Source organism: Paenibacillus sp. ATY16 (assembly GCF_003399985.2).
GTDB lineage: Bacteria > Bacillota > Bacilli > Paenibacillales > Paenibacillaceae > Pristimantibacillus > Pristimantibacillus glycanilyticus.
This window is the reverse complement of sequence record NZ_NMOK02000056.1, coordinates 133,415-153,080: the sequence shown is the minus strand read 5'-3', so window position 1 is coordinate 153,080 and position 19,666 is coordinate 133,415. Positions and strand designations below refer to the sequence as shown.

19 protein-coding genes and 1 other annotated feature are annotated in these 19,666 nt (G+C 48.1%); of the genes, 15 read left to right on the top strand and 4 right to left on the bottom strand.

Annotation, left to right across the window (positions count from 1 at the left end; all coding sequences use genetic code 11):
* Window positions 1–131: 131 nt before the first annotated feature.
* The 4 genes from CFI03_RS30215 (at window position 132) to mnmH (ending at window position 4,157) form a co-directional block, all read left to right on the top strand.
* Window positions 132–1,163, top strand: coding sequence for a YheC/YheD family endospore coat-associated protein (locus tag CFI03_RS30215; protein ID WP_248762732.1), 1,032 nt, complete (start codon window positions 132–134; stop codon window positions 1,161–1,163).
* Window positions 1,164–1,432: 269 nt separating this feature from the next.
* Window positions 1,433–1,966 (top strand): GNAT family N-acetyltransferase, encoded by a 534-nt coding sequence (locus CFI03_RS30210; RefSeq protein WP_248762731.1) that lies wholly within the window; start codon window positions 1,433–1,435, stop codon window positions 1,964–1,966.
* A gap of 81 nt (window positions 1,967–2,047) precedes the next feature.
* Window positions 2,048–3,097, top strand: coding sequence for a selenide, water dikinase SelD (selD, locus tag CFI03_RS30205; protein WP_248762730.1), 1,050 nt, complete (start codon window positions 2,048–2,050; stop codon window positions 3,095–3,097).
* A 25-nt stretch (window positions 3,098–3,122) separates the two neighbouring features.
* Entirely contained in the window at window positions 3,123–4,157 is a 1,035-nt protein-coding gene (mnmH, locus tag CFI03_RS30200) for a tRNA 2-selenouridine(34) synthase MnmH (protein ID WP_248762729.1), read from the top strand.
* Between the two features lie 57 nt (window positions 4,158–4,214).
* Here mnmH and CFI03_RS30195 read toward each other — a convergent pair whose 3' ends face one another.
* Window positions 4,215–4,619 carry a VOC family protein gene (locus CFI03_RS30195; RefSeq protein WP_248762728.1) on the bottom strand — a complete coding sequence of 135 codons (405 nt, stop codon included), beginning with the start codon at window positions 4,617–4,619 and terminating at the stop codon, window positions 4,215–4,217.
* 222 nt (window positions 4,620–4,841) lie between these two features.
* Here CFI03_RS30195 and CFI03_RS30190 point away from each other — a divergent pair, with 222 nt between their 5' ends.
* Window positions 4,842–5,318 (top strand): hypothetical protein, encoded by a 477-nt coding sequence (locus CFI03_RS30190; RefSeq protein ID WP_248762727.1) that lies wholly within the window; start codon window positions 4,842–4,844, stop codon window positions 5,316–5,318.
* Window positions 5,319–5,386: 68 nt separating this feature from the next.
* Here CFI03_RS30190 and CFI03_RS30185 read toward each other — a convergent pair whose 3' ends face one another.
* Window positions 5,387–5,881 carry a pyridoxamine 5'-phosphate oxidase family protein gene (locus tag CFI03_RS30185; RefSeq protein WP_248762726.1) on the bottom strand — a complete coding sequence of 165 codons (495 nt, stop codon included), beginning with the start codon at window positions 5,879–5,881 and terminating at the stop codon, window positions 5,387–5,389.
* A 205-nt stretch (window positions 5,882–6,086) separates the two neighbouring features.
* Window positions 6,087–6,338: a binding site (T-box leader), on the top strand.
* A 61-nt stretch (window positions 6,339–6,399) separates the two neighbouring features.
* Between CFI03_RS30185 and CFI03_RS30180 the strand changes: the two genes are divergently transcribed.
* Window positions 6,400–8,076 (top strand): glutamine--tRNA ligase/YqeY domain fusion protein, encoded by a 1,677-nt coding sequence (locus tag CFI03_RS30180; RefSeq protein ID WP_248762724.1) that lies wholly within the window; start codon window positions 6,400–6,402, stop codon window positions 8,074–8,076.
* Between the two features lie 171 nt (window positions 8,077–8,247).
* A complete protein-coding gene (locus CFI03_RS30175; protein WP_248762722.1) occupies window positions 8,248–8,601 on the top strand; it encodes a hypothetical protein in 354 nt (117 codons plus the stop codon).
* 65 nt (window positions 8,602–8,666) lie between these two features.
* Here CFI03_RS30175 and CFI03_RS30170 read toward each other — a convergent pair whose 3' ends face one another.
* A complete protein-coding gene (locus tag CFI03_RS30170; protein WP_248762721.1) occupies window positions 8,667–9,176 on the bottom strand; it encodes a hypothetical protein in 510 nt (169 codons plus the stop codon).
* A 523-nt stretch (window positions 9,177–9,699) separates the two neighbouring features.
* Between CFI03_RS30170 and CFI03_RS30165 the strand changes: the two genes are divergently transcribed.
* The 7 genes from CFI03_RS30165 to CFI03_RS30135 all read left to right on the top strand — a co-directional run bounded on the left by CFI03_RS30165 (window position 9,700) and on the right by CFI03_RS30135 (window position 17,247).
* On the top strand, window positions 9,700–10,128 hold the full coding sequence (locus CFI03_RS30165) for a hypothetical protein (protein WP_248762720.1): 429 nt from the start codon (window positions 9,700–9,702) through the stop codon (window positions 10,126–10,128).
* Between the two features lie 85 nt (window positions 10,129–10,213).
* Complete coding sequence (locus CFI03_RS30160) at window positions 10,214–10,771, top strand: VanZ family protein (protein ID WP_248762719.1); 558 nt, start codon at window positions 10,214–10,216, stop codon at window positions 10,769–10,771.
* 112 nt (window positions 10,772–10,883) lie between these two features.
* Window positions 10,884–11,369: a hypothetical protein gene (locus CFI03_RS30155; protein ID WP_248762718.1), complete on the top strand. Its 486-nt coding sequence runs from the start codon at window positions 10,884–10,886 to the stop codon at window positions 11,367–11,369.
* Window positions 11,370–11,418: 49 nt separating this feature from the next.
* Window positions 11,419–11,571: a hypothetical protein gene (locus CFI03_RS30150; RefSeq protein WP_248762717.1), complete on the top strand. Its 153-nt coding sequence runs from the start codon at window positions 11,419–11,421 to the stop codon at window positions 11,569–11,571.
* A gap of 271 nt (window positions 11,572–11,842) precedes the next feature.
* Complete coding sequence (locus CFI03_RS30145) at window positions 11,843–13,237, top strand: glycoside hydrolase family 30 protein (protein WP_248762716.1); 1,395 nt, start codon at window positions 11,843–11,845, stop codon at window positions 13,235–13,237.
* A gap of 26 nt (window positions 13,238–13,263) precedes the next feature.
* Window positions 13,264–16,023: a beta-galactosidase gene (locus CFI03_RS30140; RefSeq protein WP_248762714.1), complete on the top strand. Its 2,760-nt coding sequence runs from the start codon at window positions 13,264–13,266 to the stop codon at window positions 16,021–16,023.
* A 192-nt stretch (window positions 16,024–16,215) separates the two neighbouring features.
* Window positions 16,216–17,247, top strand: coding sequence for a LacI family DNA-binding transcriptional regulator (locus CFI03_RS30135; RefSeq protein WP_248762712.1), 1,032 nt, complete (start codon window positions 16,216–16,218; stop codon window positions 17,245–17,247).
* 59 nt (window positions 17,248–17,306) lie between these two features.
* Here the strand turns inward: CFI03_RS30135 and CFI03_RS30130 are convergent, their stop codons facing one another.
* On the bottom strand, window positions 17,307–17,903 hold the full coding sequence (locus tag CFI03_RS30130) for a TetR/AcrR family transcriptional regulator (RefSeq protein WP_248762710.1): 597 nt from the start codon (window positions 17,901–17,903) through the stop codon (window positions 17,307–17,309).
* 299 nt (window positions 17,904–18,202) lie between these two features.
* Between CFI03_RS30130 and CFI03_RS30125 the strand changes: the two genes are divergently transcribed.
* Window positions 18,203–19,633 carry a DHA2 family efflux MFS transporter permease subunit gene (locus CFI03_RS30125; RefSeq protein WP_248762876.1) on the top strand — a complete coding sequence of 477 codons (1,431 nt, stop codon included), beginning with the start codon at window positions 18,203–18,205 and terminating at the stop codon, window positions 19,631–19,633.
* Window positions 19,634–19,666: the final 33 nt, after the last annotated feature.

The window sequence follows — 19,666 nt, the reverse complement described above, 5'->3', positions numbered from 1 at the left end:
TTCCTGATGCCGTTGCTTCGTGTCAAATCTATTAGTAATTTTTTTATTCGGTTGTATTGTTGTCCATGCATTTTTTTCAATTCTACATACTTTATTTTAATGACTCTCTTAGAAGAATACGGGGGTAAATAGTGAACAAAACAAACCGTTTTGTAGGAATTCTGGTAGCTAATCAAGCGCAAAGGAAATCCGTTCTGAAACAATATCTTCCATACAAGGCAGCTGATTTAAAGCTGTTTTGTTTTACTCCGTCATCTATAGATTGGAACAAAAAAAGAATAACCGGCCTTCACCGATCAAACGGAAAATGGCTGCCAGGTAAATTTCCTTTTCCGCAAGTCTTGTACAATCGTTGCTATGATACAGATCAGGAGATCATTACGCGTTTAGAAGCAGAGATTGGCAGGCATAGATGCTTTAACCAAATTAATCGGTTCGATAAACTTGAGATTTATAATATGCTAAGCAGATGGCTTGCGGATTATTTGCCGGAAACCATTGCCTATGATGAGGAAAAAGCGGTTCAATTACTAGAAAACCATAAAATCATATATCTTAAGCCTTCATGCGGGCATAAAGGTATAGGGGTATATCGCGCCGAGTGGAAAAATGAAGAGGAAATTCATATCGGTCAGCACTATTTTTCGCCTGAAGTCATTGTTAAAGACACCATGCAATTTCTGGATCATATGAACAAGCTGATAGATACTACACCATATATCATCCAAAAGGGTATTCCCATGCAACAAATAAAAAATCGGAATTTCGATATTCGCGCGCTCGTGCAAAAAAATGAAAAGGGATTATGGTCGGTTACGAATCTAATTAGTCGGGTCGCTTATAAAGGCAGCTATAATACAAGCATTTTCGATAATGCTTGTTTATCGCAAGATGTTCTTAAACGATTATTTCCGCCTAAAAAGGTCAACTCGATCATCCGCTCGATTTATGATGTGAGCCTGCGTACAGCTGAAATAATAGATACGGAGAGTAATTATCATATGGGTGAGTTCAGCGTAGATTTTGTTCTCGATAACGATGCCCATCCATGGATTGTTGAATTAAACGGAAAGCCGCAAAAGGATTTGTACAACGGACTCCAAAGCCGTAGTGTTGTATATAGGAGACCCATTGAATACGCCCAATATTTGTGCAAACCTTAATTTCTGACAGTATATTAGGGATTGCTTGGCAAAGTTCCCCGTTGTATCAAAAGTAATTGACAGAATATTCCCTCTGTTATAAAGTGTACCTAATTCATAACGAAATGCGTTGACGAGGACAAGTAAATCCGGGGAAATACCGCTTCAGAGAACTGCCGGTTGGTGCGAGGCAGCAGGGATCCGGGTGGGTGGTAACGCGGAGCAGGCTCCGTCCCTTGCGGGGACGGGGCTTTTTTGCGTTCTACTATTAAAAATCTGGAGGGATTTGAATGTTTCATGCACTTGTATCATCACGCTTAACCTTAAGACCGCTTGAATTGGCAGATGGTGAGTTCATTGAACAATTAGCAGGAGACAAGGATGTAGCGGATACAACGCTCAATATGCCTCATCCCTATCCGGCGGGAGCTGCGGCAACTTTTATCCAAGCGAGGCAAGATGCTGCGGCAAGAGGAGACGGCTTCTCCTTTGCCGTAACCTTGACGGAGTCGGGCGCTTTCCTTGGCGTTGTTGGGCTTCACGTTATTAAGACCCATAATATGGCCGAGATGGGCTATTGGATTGGCAAGCCCTATTGGAGCAACGGATATTGTTCGGAAGCTGCGGGACGGGTTGTGCAATTTGCGTTTGACGAATTGGATTTAAACCGGGTGTATGCGGCCGCAATGACCCGGAATCCGGCATCTTATAGAGTGATGGAGAAGATCGGCATGAAATTCGAAGGGGTATTGCGTAACCATATCCGCAAGGGAGATGCTTACGAGGATTTGAGATACTACGGACTGCTTAGGACGGACCATTAGATTTTATCCGCATAATCCTTTATCATGAATCTATATGCTTAGCTTTATGAAACATTTCTTATATAGAGAGGATACGAGCCAATGCCTGAAACTGAAAAAATCAAACTGACTTCCTACTCCACGAAAGGCGGCTGCGGCTGCAAGATTGGTCCCGGCGACCTGTCGCAAGTTATCCGTTCCCTGCCCGTACCCGTGGCGGATCCGAATCTTCTGGTCGGCATCGATACGAGCGACGATGCAGGCGTGTACAAATTAAGCGACGATCTTGCGCTGGTGCAAACCGTCGATTTCTTTACTCCCATCGTCGACGATCCGTATTCCTTCGGACAAGTAGCCGCTGCCAACGCGATCAGCGATATTTACGCCATGGGCGGCAGACCGCTGACCGCGCTGAACATCGTTGCTTTCCCGATCAAGACGCTGGACAAGCAAGTACTGGCGGATATTTTGCGCGGCGCGGGCGATAAGATGAAGGAAGCGGGCATTACCCTTGTTGGCGGCCATTCCATCGACGATAACGAGCCGAAGTTTGGTCTCGCCGTTACAGGCCTCATCCACCCGGACAAAGTGAGAACCAATGCGGGTTCGGTTCCTGGAGACAAGCTTATTCTGACCAAACCGATTGGCGTAGGCATTCTTACGACCTCCATCAAGAAAGACAAGCTGTCGGATGAAGAGGTTCAGCGCGTGACGGATGTGATGGCTACATTGAACAAGACGGCGGCTGAAACGATGGAGCCGTATCATGTGCATGCATGCACGGACGTTACCGGTTTTGGCCTGATTGGCCACTCGCTTGAAATGGCCAAAGGCAGCGGCGTCGGAATCCGCATTCATGCGAAGGAAGTGCCGGTGCTGCCGCGCGTTAGGGAACTGGCCGAGGAAGGCTTTGTTCCCGGTGGCACCAAGAACAACTTTGCCCATGTGCAGGATTCGATTACCTTCCCGGATACGCTGGATCAGATCGGCCAATGGATTTTATGCGATGCGGTAACGTCCGGAGGATTGCTTATCTCTGTGGAAGGCAGCCAAGCGGAAGAGCTTCTGGGCAAGCTGAAGCAATCCGGCGTGGAAGCGGCTATTATAGGAGAGACGGTTGCCGACCATCCGGGACGTATTGTCGTACTGTAGCTTGATCGAATAAGGAGCGGTTAATTTGTTTCAAGATATCACCATAGAGGAATTGCTGGCATTACGGGATAAAAAAGAAATAGTTATGATTGACGTGCGTTCTCCCTCGGAGTACGCCGATTCCACCATTCCTGGCAGCTTGAATATTCCGCTCTTCGATGATTCGGAGCGGGCGGAAGTAGGCACGATCTACAAGCAGGTCAGCGTCCAGGCCGCCAAGGACCGGGGACTTGAATTGTTTTCGGCCAAGCTGCCGGCGTTCATCAAATCCTTCGAGCAGATCAAAGACTCCAAAGCCGTATTCTGCTGGCGCGGCGGCATGCGAAGCAGGACGACGGCTACGGTGCTGTCGCTGATGGGAATCAGGGCTTACCGGCTGACCGGAGGCTTCCGGACCTACCGGAAATGGATTGTGGATACGCTGGAGCATCTCGAGCTCAAGCCGCAGGCGATTGTGCTGCAGGGCCATACGGGAACCGGAAAAACGGCGATTTTGCGCGAGCTTCAAGGGGAAGGTTATCCTGTTCTTGATCTGGAAGGCATGGCGGGGCATCGAGGCTCGATCTTTGGTCAGGTCGGGCAGAAGGCGAATAATCAGAAGACGTTCGAAGCCTTGCTCGTAACGGATCTGCTGAAGCTGCAAGAAGCTCCATACGTGCTGATGGAGGGAGAGAGCAAAAGGATCGGCAAAGCCGTGCTTCCTCCATTCCTGATCGGGAAGAAAGAAGCCGGGAAGCAGCTCTTTATCCGGCTACCGCTGGAAGAGCGGGTCCGCCATATCGTGGAGGACTACAAGCCGTATGAGAACAAACAGGAACTGATTGCCGCGTTTAAGCAGATCGAGAAGAGGATTCATACGCCGATTGCTGCGCAGATTATGCAGGCTCTCACGGAAGACCAGTTCGAGCTGGCAGTCCGTTTGCTGCTGGAGCATTACTACGATCCGCGTTACGAGCATTCGATGAAGCAATATGAACAGGATAGAGTCGAGATTGAAGCAGGTACGATAGCGGAAGCGGTGCAAAAGGTGAAGGCTTACCTTGCCGCCTCCTCGAAATAAGGATTAAAAAGGAAAGGCCATCCCGCAAGGCAGAAGGGATGGCCTTTTTCATGTACTTTAAGCTTGTGGCGCAGTAGTTGTAATCATCCACCTGATACCGAATTTGTCCTCGATTTGTCCAAATAACGCTCCCCAGAAAGCCGGCTCCAGCGGACGAATCACTTGGCCGTTTACCGCAAGCTTATCGAAGGCATCACGCGCTTCAGCTTCATTGGAATATTCCAGACTTAGATTAATCGCATTCCCTTGTCTGAGCGGCTCAAACACGGAGTCCGACATAAGAAAAGTAATGCCTGCTGCCGTCATGCTGAGATTCACAACCTTGTCCTTCAGCTCTTCATTTGACTCTGCAAGCTGACCGTGAGTGACCACGGACAAAATTTCCCCGCCGAGTGCCTGGACATAAAAATCTGCCTGTGCTTTTGCGTTTTCTGACAGGATATAAGCTGTAAGTTTTGCCATTTAAATAACATCCTTCCATCGCTTGGTTTAGACTGTTTTCTTCAGCCTCTATGAAGACAACGAACGAGGGATGCCCAAATCGACAAGGGATACAAATATTTTTTGAAAAAATTTTTTCCGAGCCGGGTCCTACAAAAGTTAGAACTTACTTGCGCATTGCTCCTAAGGTATGATGCTGGTAATTCATTCTGCTTCAAAGGGCAGGCAAAGGGGAGAAGGGACATGCAACCAGCTTTGGGCCAAGTATTCATGAGGAAAATCATAAGCGCCGGCATAACCGCTTTCTTATTTACCATTATTTTCGCCGTATGGGAGCCGGATTTATTTCACATTCATAATAACCTTTCTTTAGGAGCGAGATTGCATGAGGCCTTTGGAGTTCTGTTCGTATATATGATGTACGCCGGCCCCGTCATTTACGTTTACGGAGCAATGACTTCCCTGCTCAGTGAGATCATTGCACGGTTTGTTGCTCCAAGACGTTGGGTTCAATTGACGGTCTCCGCCGTGTTTCATTGCGTATTTGGGCTTATTTTTTATCAAGTCAGCTTATTGGCGGCGGCTATCTTTTACTTGTCGGATACGATCCTTTCCGTTGTCCGGAAGAAGCCGCTGACTGCGAATCTAACGGTTGCGAGCGTACTTCTTCCTCTAGGCTTGTGGCTCGCGAGTTGGATTTATATTCGCATAACGGGCTAACAAAAAACCTCATGCTTCAAGCCTGCTTCGTGTGAAATCCGAAGCGGGCTTAAGCATGAGGCATCGAATTAATTCATTTCCACCGTTTGATTCAGCTCGGTTCCTTCCGTATTTTTACCCCTTAATCGATTGAATAGAAACTTTACCATCTTAAACTTGTTGCCGGAATCCCAATATTCGGCGGCTTCGGCATCCACCTTAATCAGCACAAGGTTCGGATCGTCATAAGTCGTTTCCAATATTTCCTCGTAAGCTTTATTCCAGAACTCCTTTATTTTGTCGGTGCTGTCCACAAGCTCCGCGACGCCGCGGATAGAGACAAAGGATTTGTCCGCATAAGCAACGTTCACTTGCTTGTTCCGAAGCAGTTCATGAAATTTGTCCGTATCCTTCTTCGTCAGAAACCATAAGCTGCCGTCAAATTCGACATCCTGCGTTTTCATCGGGCGTGACACCAGGCCATCCTCGGACACCGTTGTCAGCATTGCGATTTTGATGTCTTTGATCAGTTCCCTTACCTTCTCGATGGCTTCCCGGTTATTTGTATTTGCATGCATGTCCATCACCCCATCCTAAAGATTATGTATCGATATAGTATTACACAAGGAACGGTCCAGCTAATCAGTCATCCGTCCCGAAAAGCACGATAGGTCAGTTTTTGGCTGTGATTCTTGATGCTCTCCATTACGATGGAGGAGTATAACCGGATAAGAAACGGAATGCCGTTTACAAAATAGGGAATTATTCGTATTATAATAAACAATTATGGAAAACGCGATGAAGAGAAGAGTAAGGGAATAACGTTCTCGAACAGAGAGCTCCGGCAGCTGAGAAGGAGCGGAGGACGATTCCCCGAAACAAGCCTCTGAGCAGCATGACGGATCCTTACGGGTGATGGCATGACGGGAGCTCCCGTTACAGAGCTAGAGTATAACCATTGCATGCAATGCCGTACTCGAAGAGGTTAATGTGGCGACATATTAACAAACTGGGGTGGCACCGCGGAACTTCGTCCCCAAGACAAAACGTCTTGGGGGTGGAGTTTTTTTTGTTTCACAATACCTTATAGGAGGAACTCGGAATGGACAATTCCAAGGAACATTTAGCGGAGCATCACATGTTTAGACTTATTAGCGAGGAGCTTGAACGGAAGCCGTTCAGCAGGGAGATGTGTACGAGATTCCCTCCCGAACCTAACGGTTATCTCCATATCGGGAGTGCTTACGCGATTCTTACGAACGCTATGATTGCTCAACATTTCGGCGGCACTTTTCATCTGAGGTTCGACGATACCAATCCGTTAAAGGAAGATATCGAATACGTTAACGCGATCATCGAGGATATCAAGTGGCTTGGCGTAGATCCGAAAGAACATATCTATTACGGCTCCGATTATGCGGAGCAAATCTATAATGCCGCTATTACCCTCATTAAGAAAGGCAAAGCCTTCGTATGCGATCTGACGCCTGACGAATTAACGGAGTACCGCGGAACCTTAACGGAGCCGGGAAGAAACAATCCTTACCGGGAACGCTCGGCGGAGGAAAATCTGGAGCTTTTCGCAAAGATGAAGCAAGGAGCATTTCCGGCCGGCACTAAAGTATTGCGCGCGAAAATAGATATGGCCTCCCCCAATATCAATCTGCGTGACCCCGTCCTTTACCGTATTATTTATGCCGAGCATTATCGGACAAAACGCGACTGGTGCATCTATCCGATGTACGATTTCGCGCATCCGATGCAAGACGCGATTGAAGGGATTACCTACTCGCTTTGCTCGATTGAGTTCAAGGATCACCGGCCGTTGTACGAATGGGTCCTGAACGAGCTGGAGATGGCTGAGCCTCCGCGGCAAAGAGAATTTGGAAGGCTTAGCTTAACCGGAGTAGTCACTAGCAAGCGGTTCTTAAAACAGCTGGTGGAGGGCGGCTTCGTGGACGGATGGGATGATCCCAGACTGCCTACTCTTCGCGGCTTAAGACGCCGGGGTTATACGCCGGAGAGCATCCATGATTTTATGAAAGAAATCGGGAGTATCCGTAATCAAAGCATCGTAGACATTTCGCTTTTGGATCATTTTGTCCGGCAGGACCTTAAGGAGAAAGCGGCAAGCGTTATGGCTGTTGCGGAGCCTTTAAAGGTCACCATCACGAACTACCCGGAACAGTCGGAGGAAAGGCTGCTGATCGAAAATAACGGGGAAAACGAAGCGCTGGGTAAACGAGAGGTTCCATTCTCCAGAACCATTTATATCGAGCGGGAAGACTTTATGGAGGAGCCGCCGAAAGGTTATCACCGGCTTCGTCCGGGCGGGGAAGTAAGGCTAAAGGGAGCTTATTTTATCCGATGCGAAGAGGTTGTTAAGGATCCTGTTTCCGGTGAAATCATGGAATTGCGATGCACGTACGATCCGCTTACGAAGAGCGGTTCAGGCTTTACCGGGCGTAAAGTGAAGGGGACGATTCATTGGGTCTCGGCGGCGCATTGCATCCGGGCGGATGTTAACTTATACGATAGATTGCTTCTGGACGAGGAGCTGCCAAAGGACGGCGAGGATTGGGCATCCAAAATAAATCCCGAATCCTTGGTTCGAAAACAAGTTCTGATTGAAGCGCATGTTAAGCATGCCGAGCCCGAGCAAAAATTCCAGTTCCTGCGCCATGGGTATTTCTCCGTCGACGCAAAATCCCGTATGGAGGATCAATTGCTGTTTAACCGGGTTGTACCGCTCAAGGACAGCTGGAAAAAGCCGAATTAACTATCGCATACCCCCAAAAATAGGAGATCAGGGCGAATACTATATTATGCTCGATAGCTGTAGAATAATCGCTTATTTTGTTTCCTACTAGTACTAGAGGGCCATCTTAGAAGATGGTCCTTTTCATTTATGCGGAGGAGTATATATTAATAATAAGGAGGCTGTCCGAAGATGAAACATACGGCTGATCGAATACAGAGTTTCTATCAAAAACAGTACAAGCTCTGCTACATACAATCCTTTAATCTGATTCGCTCTGAGCATGAAGCGGGGATGTTGACAGACAATTTGATCATAACGCTTAGTTCGCTTCCGCTTGACCAGGATGGTCCCAAATTAATCATTACGTTTGAGGATGTTAAAGATTTGAAAATAGGCAGCTTCCAGGGAGCTTTCCGTTTGGATATCAAAATCCAGGATATATCATCCGATCAGCTTGAGAATATTAACTTCCGGGTAAAAGAACAAGAGTATGAAGCCTTTGCTTTTGTATGCAGATGCTTTGAATGGGTAAGGACTTATTAAAAGCACCGGTGGTATGGAATCCCGTCCATACCACCGGTGCTTTTTCCATGCGAAGCTTTCCAACCTTATCCGGACAAACCAACTAAAAAGGCGGTCAGGGGTGCAATTGCTCCTTGCGTATTTGCTACAACCATCACCATCAATAACAGAGAAAGGGCAACCGTGGCTATTCCGGATATAAAGTACGTTTTTTCTATGTATCTCCACTTGGAACCCATAGCTTTGGACCTTTTTATTAAGGAGTTCCAAAGGAATAGGCCAAGTGCAACAAAGATGATTAACAAAGCCCCGCAAACGAATGCTTTTGCTGCGTGAAACTCGATACGTGCATTTATTTTCTGCTGAATCATGGCGGGGATACTTTCATTACCTGACCTTATCCACTCTATAAAAGCATAACGCCATTCATCCTTGTAGGATCCTCCATCCGAGATTGCAAATGAATCAATTATGTGGTTTCTTTTAAATTTTGTCCACAATCTGATGCTAAGCCATGCAAAGAGGATGACCAATAGTCCGCCAACAATAACGAGTACCGCATGATACTTCGCATAATTATGGATGACTGCGCTCAAGGCAGGATTAGCTTGCGAGCCTGATTCAATAACCTCAGACTTCCGACATTTGTCGCTACTTTTACTGGACTTAGGTCGAATAAAAGCCGTTTTGCAGCTATACGATTAATCCGTTGATTAAAACCGAAACTATTCGCCTGCTTTCATCGTCTAACAACTAGAATTAATCCCTTATAATGGAATTGATGAATTTAGAGGTGATCGATTATTCAGCTGCAGAGAAGAACGATAGTCAAGCTTGCTGTAATTGTTGTAGTAGTCTTATGGATCATTAGCTTCTTGTCCCCGCAGTTAACGACCCGGAGGTATATGTTGACCAGCTTCCATCTTGGGAGCGTATTTACGTCTAAAATTACCGACAAACATCGCTATGATCATCAATATGGGCATTTATACGATGTGACGAACTTCACAGACAGAGTTACCGGCGGGGGATTGAGCGTAATTTACTTAAAAAAGTTTGGACCGTTCTGGATCGTTTCGAGCGTTGGAACGGGACCTTAATGCAAGGGAGGGGCTTGTCATGAATATAAGCGTAAAGAGCTGGAAGACAAGGCTTATTGCTGCGTTAATTCTCGTGTTAGCAATGTATATCGGTTTCTATGTCTGGATCCTGCAAAGCGTTAAACATACCGTAACTTCGATCTATATGGAAGGGAAAAACGGAATAACGTTAGACGAGTCCTCTGTATCGGATACGGTTAGGGGCAAGTTTTTGAAGTTTGTTGATTTCCCGAATCAAAAGCCCGATGACCGTATTCAAGTTCAATTAAGCACGGGGCATGTCTTTCATACCTTTACCAAAGGGACAGTATGGGTTCAGTACTCGTACGAAGGCGTTGGTCAAGATGATCATGCCTCTATGTACGGGGCATACAGAATTCCAATCAAGATCAAAACCAAGCTTGACCACGGTTCATGGGTAATCGTCGATAAGGAGGAGCAACCGTAGGAATTGCACAAAAAAAATCTAGCGAAATTACGATTGTTAGGCGGAAGGCAGCCGTTAACAAAAATGAAATACTGAGGAGATCGATATGAGATTAGGATTTGATATTCTTATCCTTGCAGTTCCTGCAACGCTGCTTTACATCATTATAAGAATAGGTTTATGGAAAGTGTTTAAAATCAACTTGATTCGAGAGGTTTTTCATGTATCTTTTGTTTTGTATGCATCCTCTGTCGTATTTATGGTGTGGCTTTATTATGCAGCTCAAACCGAATATATTTTGTATAATTATATTCCTTTTAAGACCATCATCGAGTACCTCCGGGATATCCCTTCCAGCACGGCGATAAAAAATATAATAGGAAATATCGTCATTTGCATGCCGTTTGGTTTTTACTATTCCTTTAAGATCAGGGTCATTCCTAAAATCAACATAGCCGTTTATGCTGTCGCTATTCCGCTCATTATTGAATCCGGACAACTGTTCATGTATTTCATTAATCTAGGAATGAGAGCGGTTGATATTGATGACGTAATCTTAAATAGTTCAGGCATTCTATTAGGATATTACATAACGAGAAGTCTTTTTCAAAAGAAAAAGGTTCATCTAGATCTACATGCTACAATCGTACCGTGGAGGAAATAAATAGAGAAGGTCTTCTCATTCTTTAGTTTCTTGCAAGTAAGCAGGAATACTTACCCAGCTGTCGAATAGGAGACATTCGACCTACATTTGAACCAATAGGATGGTTGTGAAATTGAAAGAAATACCTCAAATGACAAACAACGAAAGTCAAAAGTCATACCGCCACTGGATCATAGGCATCTTATTGCTCCTCATTCCCTTTACGGTTGCCGTCTATGCTTATTGGCCCCAGTACTATAGCTTCACGACTACGGGCGAGATCGTCCCGATGGAAGAGATTGATGTCAACGGCAGCGTTAACTTCGTGTACGTCCAAGAAGGCGTCACTCGTAATCGCTATGAAAAGTATTCCGTTGGCCTTCGCGATTCGGAAGCCGAATTTATGAAAGTTGATTCCTCGGCTGAAGACGATCTAAGCGCGATGCTGGATTTCGAAGAAGATAGGCGTAAAGAGACAATCCATTACGCCGTAGATTCGGCTTCCGAGGTGATCTCCTCCCCGATCGAACAAGACCGGCGAGATGAACGGCTTCAGCAGCGAGGGACTAGCCCGAATATTGTACGCGGCGGAAAAAGGACGTTGGCCAGGACTAGTTGACATTGGTGACTATTGGGAGTACTACGTTCGTTATGGATATCCGGATCTTGTGTCGTTGCTGGATCCTGTTAATTTTGAACCGTTACGGTTAGCCGTGCTGCAGCTTATCGGCAAGCTGGAGAAGCATCTCATAGCGGAAGGTGTAACCCTAAACCGCTTTGACTCCGTTGCGGAATTCGAAGTATTTTATACCCATAAATAATGAAGAGCGAGAAGATGAGCGTAACGGTAAAATAGCGGGCAAGCCTAAGTAAAGAGACTGTCCAAAGGGCGGTCTCTTTGCTTCTGAACGAGCCGATAAACAAGTATTGACAGTTTCCGGAAGTCGGGAATATAATTAAAACCAGATTATTGTAAGCCTTTTCAATTGAACTCCATAATCACCAATACCCATCAAAGGGTATTCATTTTTCAGCATTTATGAAACCCGTTTCATGAAATAGGTTTCAGAATAGGCTGGAACAGGAGGACTTATGAGCGGCATTAATGGACACGATAACGGATTTACTAACGAAGGTGCCTTTATTCAGATCAAGCCGGAGAATGGCTATGACGGCTTTGAAGGGTGGGGTACTTCGCTTGCCTGGTGGGGGCATATTGTCGGCCAGTGGAGCAACCGGGATAAGCAGGACGAGATCATGGATCTTATCTTTGATGCGGATAAAGGCCTTGGCTTAAACATAATCCGGTACAACATTGGCGGCGGGGAAAACCCGGCAATCCAGCCTAACACGCTGCGCCCAGGCGGTGATGTTCCGGGATTTCAACCGGAGAAGGGCATATGGAACTGGAATGCAGATGAAGGTCAGCGGAAGGTCTTGCTGGCAGCGATGAAGCGCGGGGCTGATATTGCAGAAGCTTTTTCCAATTCGCCGCCTTATTGGATGACGATAAGCGGTTCCGTTACGGGTGCGGAAGACGGCGGCAATAATTTGCGTGAAGAATGTTATGAACCGTTTGCGGACTATTTGACGGAAGTGGTTAAACACTATAAGGATGTGCACGGCGTTGCCTTCCGGACGCTTAATCCGTTGAATGAACCGATCTCGAACTGGTGGAAAAAGGGCAATATTCAAGAAGGCGCACATTTCTCGCTCGATAAACAAATGGAGATCATCAAGCTAACGGCCCGATCCCTTCAATTAAAAGGCTTAACCGAAACGGCAGTCAGCGCACCCGATGAGAACAGCGTGGATGAAACGCTGGAAATGCTGCACGGTTATGACGAAGAGACGTTTAACAGCTTCTCGCAAATCAATACCCACTCTTATAATGGCGTTCAGCTTGAGGAGATTCGCATGCTGGCGCAGGAGAAGGGGAAGAAGCTGTGGATGTCGGAGTACGGAACCGGGGGTGCCGGACCGCATGATCACGGGGATATGACCAGCGTGATGGAGCTGGCCGAGAGGATCATTACGGATCTGCGGCTGCTGCAGCCCGCAGCTTGGGTGTATTGGCAGGCCGTAGAGGATGAAAGCGCCATGAATAACTGGGGATTTATCCACACCGATTTCAGGCATGGCGACGGTCAATACGAAATGACGAAGCAATATTACGCGATGGCTCAATTCAGCAAGTTTATTCGTCCGGGCAGTCGCATTTTATGGCTGGATGATCGCGATTCTATTGCAGCCTACGATGAAGCCCGCAAACAGCTGACAGTGGTTGCGCATAACCGGGAAGGACAACGACAAATCCGTTATGATCTCGGCCCGTTTGTCCAAGGCGATGCAGCAGCCAAGATATATCGCACATCGGAGCTGGAAAACCTGGTTGAAGCCGAGCTGTCCATTCATAGCAACAAATTTACAGTTAACCTTGAAGCACAGTCCGTAACGACTGTGGTCATAGCCAATGTAACTCTTTAATAGAGAAATAGGGAGGAGCACTTCAGATGCAGGAAACCATCGTACAAACGAATGGACTGCCGCATAAAAATACGGCGGTTCAATATAACGCATTCAGCTACAATATTAACGGAGAGCAAGTGTTCCTGAACAGCGCGGCCATTCATTATTTCCGGATGCCGAAGGAAGAATGGCGCGAGGTGCTTGTGAAGGCGAAGCTGGCCGGCATGAATTGCGTCGATACTTATTTTGCTTGGAACGTTCACGAGCCGGAAGAAGGAAAGTGGAACTTCGAAGGCGATAACGACTGCGGCGCGTTTCTTGATCTATGCCATGAATTGGGCCTGTGGGTCATTGCCCGTCCCGGTCCGTTTATTTGCGCGGAATGGGATTTCGGCGGATTCCCTTACTGGTTGAATAACAAAGAGGATATGAAATTCCGGGCCTTCGATAAGCAATATCTGACCTATGTGGACCTCTACATGGACCGGATTATTCCGATTATCAAGGAGCGCGAAATTAATGCCGGCGGCTCGGTTATTCTCGTGCAGGTGGAGAACGAATACGGTTATCTGGCAAGCGACGAGGTTGCGCGCGACTATATGCTTCATCTAAGAGACGTTATGCTGGACCGGGGCGTAACGGTACCGCTGATCACTTGCGTCGGCGGCGCGGAAGGCACGGTTGAAGGCGCAAACTTCTGGTCGGGTGCGGATCACCATTATAACAATCTGGTGCAAAAGCAGCCGGATACGCCTAAGATCGTAACCGAGTTCTGGACCGGCTGGTTCGAGCATTGGGGTGCGCCTGCGGCTACGCAGAAGACGGCAGCCTTATACGAGAAAAGAATGCTGGAATCGCTGCGGGCCGGATTTACGGGCATCAGCCATTACATGTTCTTTGGCGGCACGAACTTTGGCGGCTACGGCGGCCGTACGGTTGGCGCCAGCGATATTTTCATGGTGACCTCTTACGATTATGATGCACCGCTCAGCGAATACGGGCGCGTCACGGATAAATATAATACCGCCAAACGGATGTCTTACTTTGTCCAAGCAACGGAAAGCGTCCTGTTGAATGCGGTTGAAGGCGACGCGGCGCTGGCAGCTCTTCCGCAAGGGTTCTCAGCACGGGTTCGCGAGAAAGGCAAGGAGCGGATCTGGTTTGTGGAGAGCTCGAAGGATGAGCGGGAAACAACCAGCATGACGCTGCCGGACGGCCGGACCATTCCCGTTACGGTTGGTTCTTCTGCCGTTATTCCTGTAATCGACAGGCTTCAGCTTGAACCGGGCGTTTATTTGACCTGCAATACGTATCTGATCGCCAATGAATTGATCGATGGCCAGCATACGCTTATTGTTTATGCGGAGAACGGGCAACGTTCGTATATCGAGCTGGAATCCGATCAGCCGATTCTGGTTCAGGATGACGGGGTCAGAAGACAACAGATGGTTGGCGACGGAAGAGTTGCTTTTGATCTTTGTCACTTCCACGAGGCGCAGTTCGTTCAGCTGACCGTTGGCGGCAAGCCTTACCGCATTGTGGTCATCAACAAAGACAGCGCGGACCGGGCTTGGCGGATTGCCGGCAAGAACGGCGCGGGCTGGGCGATTGGCTACGCTGATTTCGACCTGCTGGAGGACGGTACATTCCGGGCTGCTCTTCACGACAGCGATGCGGAGCCGATTCACCTGGGCGATTGGGGAGCTCTCCCTGGCGGACAGCTTGCGCCGTACGTGTATTTGCAAGCGCCGGTCCTTGAAGGCTGGAGCTCCGAAGCCTGCGAGCTGTCAGCGGCGCAAGGCCAGGAAGCCTCGCAGCCGAAAGCCTTCTCCGAGCTTGGTCAGCCATATGGCCATTTGCTTTATGAATGCGACATCGATGCCGGCAATGAGAATGCTACGAAGCTAGTGCTCTCGAAGCTGGAGGATACGGCCAGAGTGTACCTGAACGGCAAGCAGCAGGCGCTTGTGCAGAAGGTAGGAGCAGCGGCGGTAGAAGTGCAGCTTACGCCTAACAGCAAGAACCAGCTGCAAATTCTGGTGCAAAATATGGGCCGTCTCAATTTCTCGCCTTATTTGGGCGAAGCGAAGGGGATCGCCGGAGCGGTCTATGCGGACGGACAATCGATTGACCTTCTTGGCGGATGGAAGCATGAAGAGGCAACGGTCCATCTGAATGAAGTCAATTCTATCGCGGGTGGCAGCATGATCAGCAGAACCTTTAGCGTGGAAGCCGGTTTCGACCGCGCGGTTCTGGTAGGCGCGATCAGCGGACGCCTTAGCATTAACGGCAAGGAAATCAAGCTGGAAGGCTATCAGGACTGGTTCCTGCATCACACGCTGGATATCTCGGATTGCATTCAGGAAGGCTCCAATCTGATCGAAATGGCTTACGTTAAATCGCCGCTGCAGCGTCTGGAGCTTCTCGCGTCTTCCTCGAAGAAGGAGCTAAACGGATGGCGCATTGCCGATGTCCGGAAGCTTAACCGTAAGCCGTATGCGGGAGAGACAGGCGTTCCGGTATGGCATACCGTGCAATTCGACAAGCCGGTGCTTCCGGCGGATGTTAACGCCAAGCTGAAGCTGCGTTTAACCGGCATGAGCAAAGGAACGCTGTGGCTGAACGGCATCGACCTTGGCCGTTACTGGCAGGTTGGTCCGCAGGAGGATTATAAAATTCCGATGGCATGGCTGAAGGACCGCAACGAGCTTGTCCTCTTTGACGAGAATGGAGCAAGCCCGTCCAAGGTACGCCTGCTTTATGACCAGGCGTCCAGCAAGCGCTGGATTTCTATTCAATCCTAGTATTCGCCGCAAAATAAAAAGGTTGTGAGCAACCGCTGCTTGGATGATGCGTTCAATTTTTGAATCAATCATATCGGGCAGCGGTTTTTTTAGGAACATTGGCGGATAGCGGCTGCTTAAATCCGTTTCTTTAGCAACCTAACTTTGGTATAATTTCAACTATATTAGATGTTCCAGAGGAGAACCTATCAGATGAAGCAAGTGACTGTGTACGATATAGCGAAGGAAGCCAAGGTGTCCGTTGCGACCGTTTCGCGCGTACTTAACGACACCGCTCCCGTACGTGCCTCAACGAGGGAAAAGATCGAAGCGATCATGCAAAAATATCAGTTCCAGCCGAATGCTAACGCAAGGAGTCTGCTGAAGAAAGAGACGGGAATTATTGGCGTTATTTTACCGGATATTACGAACCCGTTTTTTCCGGAAGTATTCTCAGGCGCGGAGCAGGAGGGCAGGGAGTCCGGCCATACCTTTTTCCTCTGCAATACGATAGGGCTTCACGACAAGGAATCGGAGTTCCTGACCATCATGCAGGAGAAGCGGGTGGACGGCATTCTGTTCATGGGCGGGCGTATTAACCTGAAGGATTGCAGCCCCGCCTTGGTCCAGGAGGTCGTTGAGCATTCGCAGAAAATTCCGATGGTGCTCGTAAACGGCAATTTGAAGGACTCCGGCATTACGCGCGTCGTAACGGACGAGTACGCTGGTACCGTTCTGGCGGTCAAACATCTGCTCGATATCGGCCACAAGAAGATCGGCTTTATCGGCGGGCAGATTCATATGGCAACTACAGCTGTCAAGATCCGGGCTTATAAGAAGACTTTAAAGGACGCGGGCCTTGCCGTTCGTGAGGATTGGATTCTGCCGGACAGCTTCTCCGTTGATTCCGGACGAACGCAAATGGAGGCTTTGCTGCAATTAAAGGACCGGCCGACGGCGGTATGCTGCGTCAATGATTTTACGGCAATCGGCGCGATCAAGGCGGCGGTGGAGCAGGGACTTCGCGTGCCGGAGGATATCTCGATCGTGGGATTCGACGATATTCCGTTGGCGCATCACGTTATTCCCGAGCTGACAACCGTATCGCAGCAGGCGAATAATCTAGGACGGACGGCGGTGCGCGTGCTCCGCGACCTGATGAACAAGGAAAAGGTCAAGAAAGTGTACTCCCTTGAACCGGAGCTTATTGTCAGACAAAGCACTAAGCCCCATGAGGATAAATAAGCAACGTAAAAAATCGCCTTCACCTGTATGTAAGGTTTCCAGGATGAGGGCGATTTATTTCATTCTTTCGGCTCCTGCAGCGTACGGAGCAGGAAGAACTGCTTGGCGAGAAACACCGGGGTATAAGGCATGTCCGCGCGAAGCCAAGATACAATGGTGCCGATCAAGGCAGCGGAGCTGTACCATACCGCGATATCCTTCTGAATATTGGCTTTCGCCACAAAAGAATCATTTCCCCGTTTGTCGATGCCATCCGAGATCAGCTTGGTCAACAACCGCAATAATCGCTCGGTAAAGATCGTCGTGCGGTGAGAGGCCAGAATGATCTTGTAAAATTTCGCATGCTCCGCGATATGCTCAAGCAGCTTTACAAGCATCGTTGTATTGATGACCTCCGGAGAGTCCGATTTTACGGTAGAACGGTCTAGAACCTGGTTAATATCCTCGATCATGTCATCCGCCATTTTTTCCAGCATATCCGGAATGTCCTTATAATGAAGGTAAAAGGTGACGCGGTTGATTGTAGCGCGCTCCGCAAGCTTGTTAACCGAAATTTTCTCGATATCCATTTCCTCGAGCAGATCGATAAAGGCATCTCTAAGCAGCTGGCGCGTCCGCAAAATACGCGGATCCGTCCGGGTTGTTGTTTTATCCATCGTTACTCCCTTCCTTTCCTTTAGTTATTAAATTCCTAGTAGTAAACGACAATTTCGTTTTGACTGTATTATTTTCTTTACAAATACTACATAAATTCAATTTCTGTAAACTAATTTACACTTTTGACTAGAATCGTCGCTTGTAAAAGGGGCGGCTCGAGCTATAATTTAATTTATACAATGTTCACTATACGACACGTTGTAAATTTAGTCTAGAGAGACAAGAAAGAAGGATGGAGCGGTTGAGTAAAGGTTTACAAGCGGACAGTTCTATCAAAAAGGGTCCTATTTTATTTGTTATGATTCTGGGCGCCTTTATTGCGACGCTGAACCAGACGATTATGAGCGTGGCCGGCCCTGAGTTAATGAAAGATTTTAGCATCTCGGCTACTACAGTCCAATGGCTGACGACCGGCTACATGCTGGTTAACGGTATTTTAATTCCGATTACAGCCTTTTTGATGCAAAGATTTACGACGCGGGAATTGTTCCAGACGTCGATGATTTTATTCCTGGCGGGTACGATTGTATCTGCGCTTGCTTCGGATTTTAACGTATTGCTTATTGGGCGCTTGATTCAAGCGGCTGGTGCCGGTATTATTATGCCGCTTCTAATGACCGTTATTTTGACCTTATTCCCGCCCGAGAAGCGGGGAGGCGCAATGGGGATGGTTGGATTCGCCATTATTTTCGCACCGGCGATTGGTCCTACGCTTGCCGGCTGGGTGCTCGAGAACTTTAAATGGGAAATGATGTTTTACGGCATGATTCCGCTCGCCATTATCGTTATCATTTGCGGATTTGTTTTCCTTACGAATGTTTCGGAACGTTCGTATCCGAAAATCGATGTGATTAGCGTTGTCTTGTCCACAATCGGTTTCGGAGCTTTGCTGTACGGCTTCAGCCGCGCGGGCAGCGCGGGATGGGAAAGCGCGGAAGTGCTTATTACGATTATCGGCGGCTTTATCTCTCTGGTGCTGTTCGTATGGCGGCAGCTCATTTCCGAGAATCCGCTGCTTGACCTGCGGGCTTTCAAGTACAATATGTACAGCTTAACAACGTTCATCAACATTGCGATTACGATGATTATGTATGCGGATATGATGCTGCTTCCGCTTTATCTGCAGAACGCGCGCGGCTATACGGCGATGGAATCGGGTCTGCTTCTTCTTCCGGGCGCGCTTATCATGGGCTTCCTGATGCCTGTTACAGGCCGACTGTTTGATAAGTTCGGCGCCAAATGGCTGTCCGTTGCCGGTATGATTATCGTTATCGTGACAACCCTCGGTTTCATTAATCTGACGGATACGACAAGCTACACTTATCTGGTTCTGATGTCGACCGGCCGCCGTATCGGTATGGCCCTTCTGATGATGCCTGTCCAGACAGCGGGTCTTAACCAATTGCCTAACCGTCTGAACGCGCATGGCACGGCGATTTCCAATACGATCAGACAGGTAGCGGGTGCGGTTGGCACATCGCTTCTCGTTACGATCCTGACTACGCAAACCAAATCCCATCTGCAGGATGCGATGGCATCCGGAGCAACCGGGGACCAACAGCAGATGATTACGAATGCGACAATCAGCGGGATGAACGATGCTTATCTGGTTATCGTCGGAATCGGCGTCATTGGTCTCATTCTGACCTTCTTCATTAAACGCGTTGCTCAAGCTTCTGACGAGAAACAGACCAGCGGGACCGCAAAGAAAGTAGCCGTTGAAGGCTAATACGAACTTACAGAGAGAGCTGCCATGAGGCAG